Genomic DNA, 6,685 nt, shown 5'->3' on the forward strand with positions numbered 1-6,685 from the left:
TAAAAACTACCCCGCCCTTTTTTCTATTAATGGAACGTGTGATAATACATGTGGATATGGACTATTTCTACGCCGCCATCGAAGAGCGTGAAGATCCTTCTCTCAAAGATAAAGCAGTAGTCGTGTGCATGTACTCGAACCGGGGTGAAGAAGGGGGAGCAGTAAGCACATCCAACTATATAGCGAGAAAAGCAGGCATACGCTCAGCAATGCCCTGCAGACAGGCCCGATCTCTGAAACCTGATGCTATTTTTCTTCCTGTGCGCAAACAGTTCTATGAAGACATCTCAGCGCGGGTCATGGACATACTAAGCTCACATGCAGATAGTGATGAATCTTTTGAAAAAATAAGTATTGATGAGGCTTTTTTGGAAATATCCCAGAATTGTGCTGGCAATTTTGAAAAGGCAATAGATATTGGTCTGCTTATAAAGAATGATGTTCTGGAACATGAAAAGCTCACATGCTCCGTGGGCATTGGACCTAACAAACTCATAGCCAAGATGGCTTCTTCTTTCAAAAAACCTGATGGTATGACACTCGTGAAACCGGAGGATGTTACAGATTTCTTAAGTCCAATGCCTGTAAAAAAGCTCTGGGGCATTGGCAAGGTGACTGAAGAGAAACTCCAACAAATGAGCATTGAAACTATCGGCCAGCTTGCAGCCTATGATGCTCAGGAACTCATTGCGGTGTTTGGTAAGAACAGAGGCACATGGCTCAAAAAAGCTGCATCTGGTATAGATGAAACGCCTGTCACCGAGAAAACTGCCACGGATCAGATAGGCAGAATGGCTTCCCTGAAAGAGGATACCAGAGATAATGGTGAGATATTCTCCCTTATGAATGAACTTGTGGATGACGTTATCAAAAAAGCCGTTTCAAGAAAAGTGAGTTTCAGGTCGGTTACTATAACCGTCATCTTCTCAAACTTCAGAATGGCGACTAAAAGCCGAACTCTCAACCATGCTGTCTCTGACAAAGGTATCCTGCATGAAACTGCAAGAGAGATAATGTTGCAATTCCTTCGTGAAAGCAGCATGGACTTTCGGCGGATAGGTGTGAGGGTGGGTAATCTGCAGCAAAATATTGGACAAAAAAGCTTGTTCGAGTATTTCTGAAAGGTGAAACAATGGTCACTTTATTAAGGGAAAAAGAGAACAGACCGGCAGGCCCTGAATGGAGAAAATGGCTGTATAATGTGATCTTTGAAGCTGATACAAAAGCTGGAAAAAATTTTGCCTACTGCGGGGGCTGTACTTATGTCCCTCAGTACAATCATAGTAGCCATCAATAAAAAATTGCTATCAATCGACTGAAAAGATTATTATAATCAGTAATTTTATTAACGGTAATTGCTTTTATTGCTTTTGCATACTCGAAGATTATATGTACTGCAACTTTATTCTACTAAGAGATACTTTTAGTATCTGTTTCCTGTTACCAGGAACCATCATCTGGATATTAACCGGATAGATATTTCAGAAATTTCAAAAGGGATCACTATGGAAATCAACGGAGTCGAAATAGAGGACACTTTTGCAGAGGCCTTTCCTATCAAGATAGGTAGAGTATTGATCACAGCAGCAACAAAACGCTGGGCAGAAATTGCGGCTACTGAAGCAACAGGCTTTGGTACTTCCGTTATCATGTGCCCTGCAGAGGCAGGTATCGAAAGGTTTGCCACATGCGACGAGACACCTGATGGCAGACCCGGTGTGTACATCCAGATCTGCACCTTTAAATTCGATATTCTTGAGCACCAGTTATTGGAAAGGCTTGGGCAGTGCGTCCTGACAGCCCCCACTACTGCAGTGTTCAATGGTATGCCTGAAGCTGAGAAACAGTTCAATGTAGGCTTCAAGCTCAAGTTCTTCGGTGATGGTATGGAGTCTCAGAAAGAGATCGACGGCCGCAAGATGCACAGCATACCCCTCATGGAAGGAGACTTCCTTGTGGAAGAGAACATTGGTGCGGTATCCGGTATTGCCGGTGGTAACTTCTTCATCCTGGGAGACAGTCAGATGAGTGCTCTGACAGCTGCGGAGGTTGCTGTTGACGCTATTAAGGAACTCGAAGGTACTATTACTCCTTTCCCCGGAGGTATTGTTGCAAGCGGCTCCAAGGCAGGTTCCAATAACTATGCCAAGTTCATGAAGGCTACAGCTAATGAGAAGTTCTGTCCCTCCATCAGGGACAAGGTACCTGACACTGAAATCCCGGCAGATGTGAAATCAGTATACGAGATTGTGATCAATGGTGTCAGTGAAGAAGCCATCAAGAAGGCAATGGCCGTTGGTATCAAGGCAGCTGTGACAGTTCCTGGTGTCAAGAAGATCACTGCTGGTAACTACGGTGGAAAACTCGGAAAATACCAGTTCAGACTTCACGACCTTTTCTGAGGTCGAAGCTGAACTTTTTTTTTTTTTCTTTTTTATATTTAAAGATTAGAGACCTAGTACTGCAAGTCCCGCACGCAATGCGGACTCAAGGAAATCCTTAGCTTCGATTCCCAGTATCTGGAGTATCACATAAGCGCCCACGATACTACCTACCATCGCTCCCAGATTGGCTAAAGATGTCACAAGAAGGACACGGAAGAAATTATTCTTCATCATATCTTTCATTGATTCAGCTTCCACGAGATTTTTCAGATCCCTTGTGGTAGGATTGCGATATTTCGCTTCTCTGAGCCCCGCATACCATCCTGCAGCCACAGCTGGATTAAGAGTGGTCATCCAGGCCACTAAAAAGGATGTTAGTATCGAATAAGGATGGCCTCGTGCCAACGCAGTTCCCAGGGCACTTAAACCTCCGGTGATGAGAAACCACCAGATGAACACTATTCCAAGGGTTTTCAGAGATACACCTGAAATGAGCAATAGTGCAAAAGCTCCAAGTGGAATAGCTAGCATTATAAGGCCAAAGATTTTAAAAAAACTAAACCTTTTCTTCGGGATCGCCTCTACTGATTCCGGACGTGGAAGAGTTTCAGGGTGTATTAAATAATTCTGTATTCCGGCCCGATGACCTGCACCTACTACAGCAATGATCTTTTTTCCGCCACCAGATGCAAGCCTTATAAGATTAGAGGCCATATAGGCATCTCTTTCATCTATGAGCACCTTTACGGCATTGGGAGATGTGCCACGGAACTCTTCCACCAGCATTGTGACTATATCCTGGTTTGTGATCGTGTCCATATCGATGTCCTTGGTGCCACCGATACCCAGAACTGCTGCTACCAGACCTGCAAGCATCTTTAATTTCTCTATGAAGCCCATTTTGTTCCAGAATCTCTGCAAAGTGACCTGCACGTCTCTGTCAATAAGCGCTATTCGTGCCCCATGTTCTTCAGCAGCGTCTATTGCCTTGATCATCTCGGCACCAGGCTGCACACCCATCTCATCAGCAAACTTTTTCTGCACATGGGCCAGCAGCATATGTATCATGTACTGATAAATCTTGCCGCCTTTGAGGATCTCCTTGATAGGAACATCAGTGTCAGTTGTTTTGCCTTTGAGACTATCGTAGCGGGGTTTGCACAGCTCTACAGCAACAATGTCAGGCTTTTCCCTTTCTATTGCTTCATTGACCTCTGCAACACTTTTTTCAGATACATGAGCTGTGCCTATTATGATGATCCTGGAAGGTTCTATTATGTGATGTTCTCCTGAAGAAGGAGAGAACTTGCCATAACAATCCTGTTGGTTTTCAGGGGGACATGTGTCGGTTATGACGGTTCCTGAATTACCGGAAGAGTCCGAATTATAAATGAAAAGATCTCTGGAAGAAGTGGTAATGTTGTCTGGGTTTGGAGCAGAAATATTTAGATTGTCTTCATTATATGAGCGTGTCACAGTGCATGCCTCCACAAACCATTGGCTGTAGCAATGGCTATTGATCTTTCAAACATTTTTAGGCTCATTCTGTTTTCCTTCATAATGCGATTATAAATGTTCATTAGCAAGCATCATTGCTCTCATTAGATCTGTCCTGGAGAGAATACCTACTACAGAACCATTGGAATCAACAACCAGTACTCTTCCAATATTATTTGACATCATCAATTTAAAAGCGTCTGCAGCATTGGCATCCTCGGTCAATGAAACGACACGTGTAGTCATGATATCTCTTACTTGCAAAACAGCTCTTTCAAGAGGAGGTACTTTATGTACATCACTTAAAGTAACAATGCCTTTTAAATAATTACTTTCCATAACAGGATAACCCATGTGTTTATGCTCGAACATAAAATCCAACATATCTTCAATGGTCATATATGGAGACACTGAAGTAACTTCCTTACTCATAACATCAGAAACCGAATATTTTTCGAGGGTTACTGTAACCGTTGTAGACCTGTCTTCTTCAGAAGCGCCTATGTAAACAAAAAATGCTATTAGTATCAGCCAGGCATTGGAAAAAAGTCCAACTATACCCATGAGAAAAGCAAAGACCTTGCCCACTGATGCAGCATAGTGTGTAGCTTGTATGTAGTTCATCCTTCCAGCAAACCATGCTCTGAGAACACGACCACCGTCCATTGGAAAAGCCGGTAGGAGATTAAAAAGACCCAAAACTATGTTAATAGAGCCCAGAATACTGAACATCATGTAAATAGGTGTTGCTGCATAGGGAATTATCACGGAAGCTACAAGGAAATTCACTAAGAAAATGGTCAAACCAATAACAAGGCTCACAAGGGGACCAGCAAAAGCCATTTTAAGCTCTTGAGATGGATTTCTGGGTATCTCTTCCATCGACGAGACACCACCAATAAGCATCAGTGTTATATCTTTTATTTCCACACCGTATCTTTGGGCCACATAGGAGTGACCTAATTCATGCAGAAGTACACATAAAAACAGAAGGATAGTAGTAATCAAGGATAAAAGATAGTTCATCGTTGGAGTGGCCTGATCCTGAAAGCCAAAAGGAGCAGGATTTGTAGCAAATACCAAGGCGAATACTGGCAGTATGAACAAAAAAGTAATATGTAATTTAATGGGTATGCCAAGAATTTTCCCTATTTGAAACGATGTTTTCATGGTTAACCTTGTGTGATATATTCATATTTATGTTTATCTTATTAGCATATTGCTAGTTTAATACTTTCACCCAGCTTGGTCTTCTTTTATATCTCCGGAAGGATTACTAATAATTATGTAAAGGATTAATGTAAACACGCCTTACAAGCTTCAAGGCCAGGTACCATTAATTCCCAAAATACGTCCATCCCCTCAATATGTAACCGGAACATATCTTGGATATTTAGAATGCATTTGAGAGCGCATTAAAATCCGTTAGTTTCTCAAGATATGTTACCGGTCCCGTCAAAAATGATAACTTTTCGAAATGTAATCTTTTAAAAGCATATCATTCTTGCATGTTAATTTCAGAAGATTGTAATTGTTGAATGACAGTTTTTAAGTCCCTGACAAATGCCAAAATATTTTCTTCTGTCATATGAGGCATAACAACAAGCCTTATAGAAGATGGTTGTTTTGTTACGGAAACTTGCCAGCCAAATTGAGTGGCTAATTCTGTACGGATCTTCTTCGGCTCTTCAACAGATAACGCTACAATGTTCATTACAGGATCAATAACAGGCTTTACTCCGATGTTCTTTGTTTCGTCTAGAAGTAAATTAGTCAGCTTCATGCATTTATTAACGACTTGTTGATAACCTTCTTTTCCTAAATGCTTCATTACAGCATATGTACTTGCGACTGAGGCTCCACTGCGAGTACCAGTAAGAGTACACTGACTACTTATAGTCAAATAAGGCGTATCTACTTTAAGCAGTTCCATCATTTTTTCTTCTCTGAAGAGCAAAGCTCCTGAAGGAATCGTACTCAAACCCATTTTATGAGGATCTATAGCTATAGAAGTCACACCAGGAAGAGAAAAATCAAATGGTACATGATTAGGAAGAAAAGGAAGAAGAAAGCCTCCAAAAGCTGCATCTATATGAAGAGGTAGATCATTATCGATTGCAATTTTTGATAATTCTGAGATAGGGTCTACCTGACCGAACTCAGTAGAACCGGCAATACCAACAAGCCCTACAGTATTTTTATCTATCAGAGAAAGAACATCCTCAGTATCCACAACAAGATCGGGAAGAATGCGCGCTTTGCGTACATTGATCTTAAGTATATCAGCTATTTTGTCGAAAGAAAAATGAGCTGATCCAGATACGATTATATTTGGATCTTTAATAGATGTGCAGGCGTTGCGCATAGCCCGTACGGCCTGTATATTTGACTCAGTTCCTCCTGTTGTAAGATAACCATAAGGATGAGAATTATGTAATAGATCACCCAGCATTGTTAAAACACTTTTTTCAAGTTCATATGTTCCCATGAAAAGACCATAGTCTCCCATATTAGATTCAATAAAAATCCGGTGTGCTTCAACTGCAACAGGATGAGGATAAGTACACATAGAACTTAGTACTTTTTCATAAGAAATATCTTTTGATTTTGCCTGTTGCAAAGCAGATTCAATATCTTCCCAATTTTGTCCATATTCCTGCATTTGCTGTTAAAATAACCGTAATGTTTAAATTTATTTTGTTTATTATTGTAAAACAGATTGGTTATAGATGGTCCTAAAAAAATTTAAAGCTTTGAAAAATGAACTTTTTACATCATGTGCAAAGGAACCCCATGGTTTCTAC

General features: G+C 41.0%; 6 protein-coding genes. 3 read left to right on the top strand and 3 right to left on the bottom strand.

Going from position 1 to position 6,685, the window contains the following annotated elements; genetic code table 11:
• The first annotated feature begins 29 nt into the window (after positions 1-29).
• The 3 genes from dinB to fhcD all read left to right on the top strand — a co-directional run bounded on the left by dinB (position 30) and on the right by fhcD (position 2,402).
• Positions 30-1,121: a DNA polymerase IV gene (dinB, locus tag METHO_RS11780; RefSeq protein ID WP_015325761.1), complete on the top strand. Its 1,092-nt coding sequence runs from the start codon at positions 30-32 to the stop codon at positions 1,119-1,121.
• An 11-nt stretch (positions 1,122-1,132) separates the two neighbouring features.
• On the top strand, positions 1,133-1,297 hold the full coding sequence (locus METHO_RS13795; RefSeq protein WP_015325762.1) for a hypothetical protein: 165 nt from the start codon (positions 1,133-1,135) through the stop codon (positions 1,295-1,297).
• A gap of 208 nt (positions 1,298-1,505) precedes the next feature.
• Positions 1,506-2,402 carry a formylmethanofuran--tetrahydromethanopterin N-formyltransferase gene (gene fhcD / locus METHO_RS11785; protein WP_015325763.1) on the top strand — a complete coding sequence of 299 codons (897 nt, stop codon included), beginning with the start codon at positions 1,506-1,508 and terminating at the stop codon, positions 2,400-2,402.
• 45 nt (positions 2,403-2,447) lie between these two features.
• On the opposite strand, the gene METHO_RS11790 is transcribed toward fhcD, so the two are convergent.
• The 3 genes from METHO_RS11790 to mfnA form a co-directional block, all read right to left on the bottom strand.
• Positions 2,448-3,860: a TraB/GumN family protein gene (locus METHO_RS11790; protein WP_015325764.1), complete on the bottom strand. Its 1,413-nt coding sequence runs from the start codon at positions 3,858-3,860 to the stop codon at positions 2,448-2,450.
• Between the two features lie 90 nt (positions 3,861-3,950).
• Positions 3,951-5,051 (bottom strand): CBS domain-containing protein, encoded by a 1,101-nt coding sequence (locus METHO_RS11795; RefSeq protein WP_015325765.1) that lies wholly within the window; start codon positions 5,049-5,051, stop codon positions 3,951-3,953.
• A gap of 328 nt (positions 5,052-5,379) precedes the next feature.
• On the bottom strand, positions 5,380-6,543 hold the full coding sequence (gene mfnA / locus METHO_RS11800) for a tyrosine decarboxylase MfnA (protein WP_015325766.1): 1,164 nt from the start codon (positions 6,541-6,543) through the stop codon (positions 5,380-5,382).
• Positions 6,544-6,685 lie beyond the last annotated feature (142 nt).

Origin of the sequence: Methanomethylovorans hollandica DSM 15978, assembly GCF_000328665.1 — an archaeon.
GTDB classification, from domain to species: domain Archaea; phylum Halobacteriota; class Methanosarcinia; order Methanosarcinales; family Methanosarcinaceae; genus Methanomethylovorans; species Methanomethylovorans hollandica.

What these genes read in the sequence shown, in the direction of transcription:
- dinB (WP_015325761.1), top strand. Translation starts at nt 30, where the DNA reads ATGGAACGTGTGATAATACATGTGGATATGGACTATTTCTACGCCGCC.
- METHO_RS13795 (WP_015325762.1), top strand. Translation starts at nt 1,133, where the DNA reads ATGGTCACTTTATTAAGGGAAAAAGAGAACAGACCGGCAGGCCCTGAA.
- fhcD (WP_015325763.1), top strand. Translation starts at nt 1,506, where the DNA reads ATGGAAATCAACGGAGTCGAAATAGAGGACACTTTTGCAGAGGCCTTT.
- METHO_RS11795 (WP_015325765.1), bottom strand. Translation starts at nt 5,051, where the DNA reads ATGAAAACATCGTTTCAAATAGGGAAAATTCTTGGCATACCCATTAAA.
- mfnA (WP_015325766.1), bottom strand. Translation starts at nt 6,543, where the DNA reads ATGCAGGAATATGGACAAAATTGGGAAGATATTGAATCTGCTTTGCAA.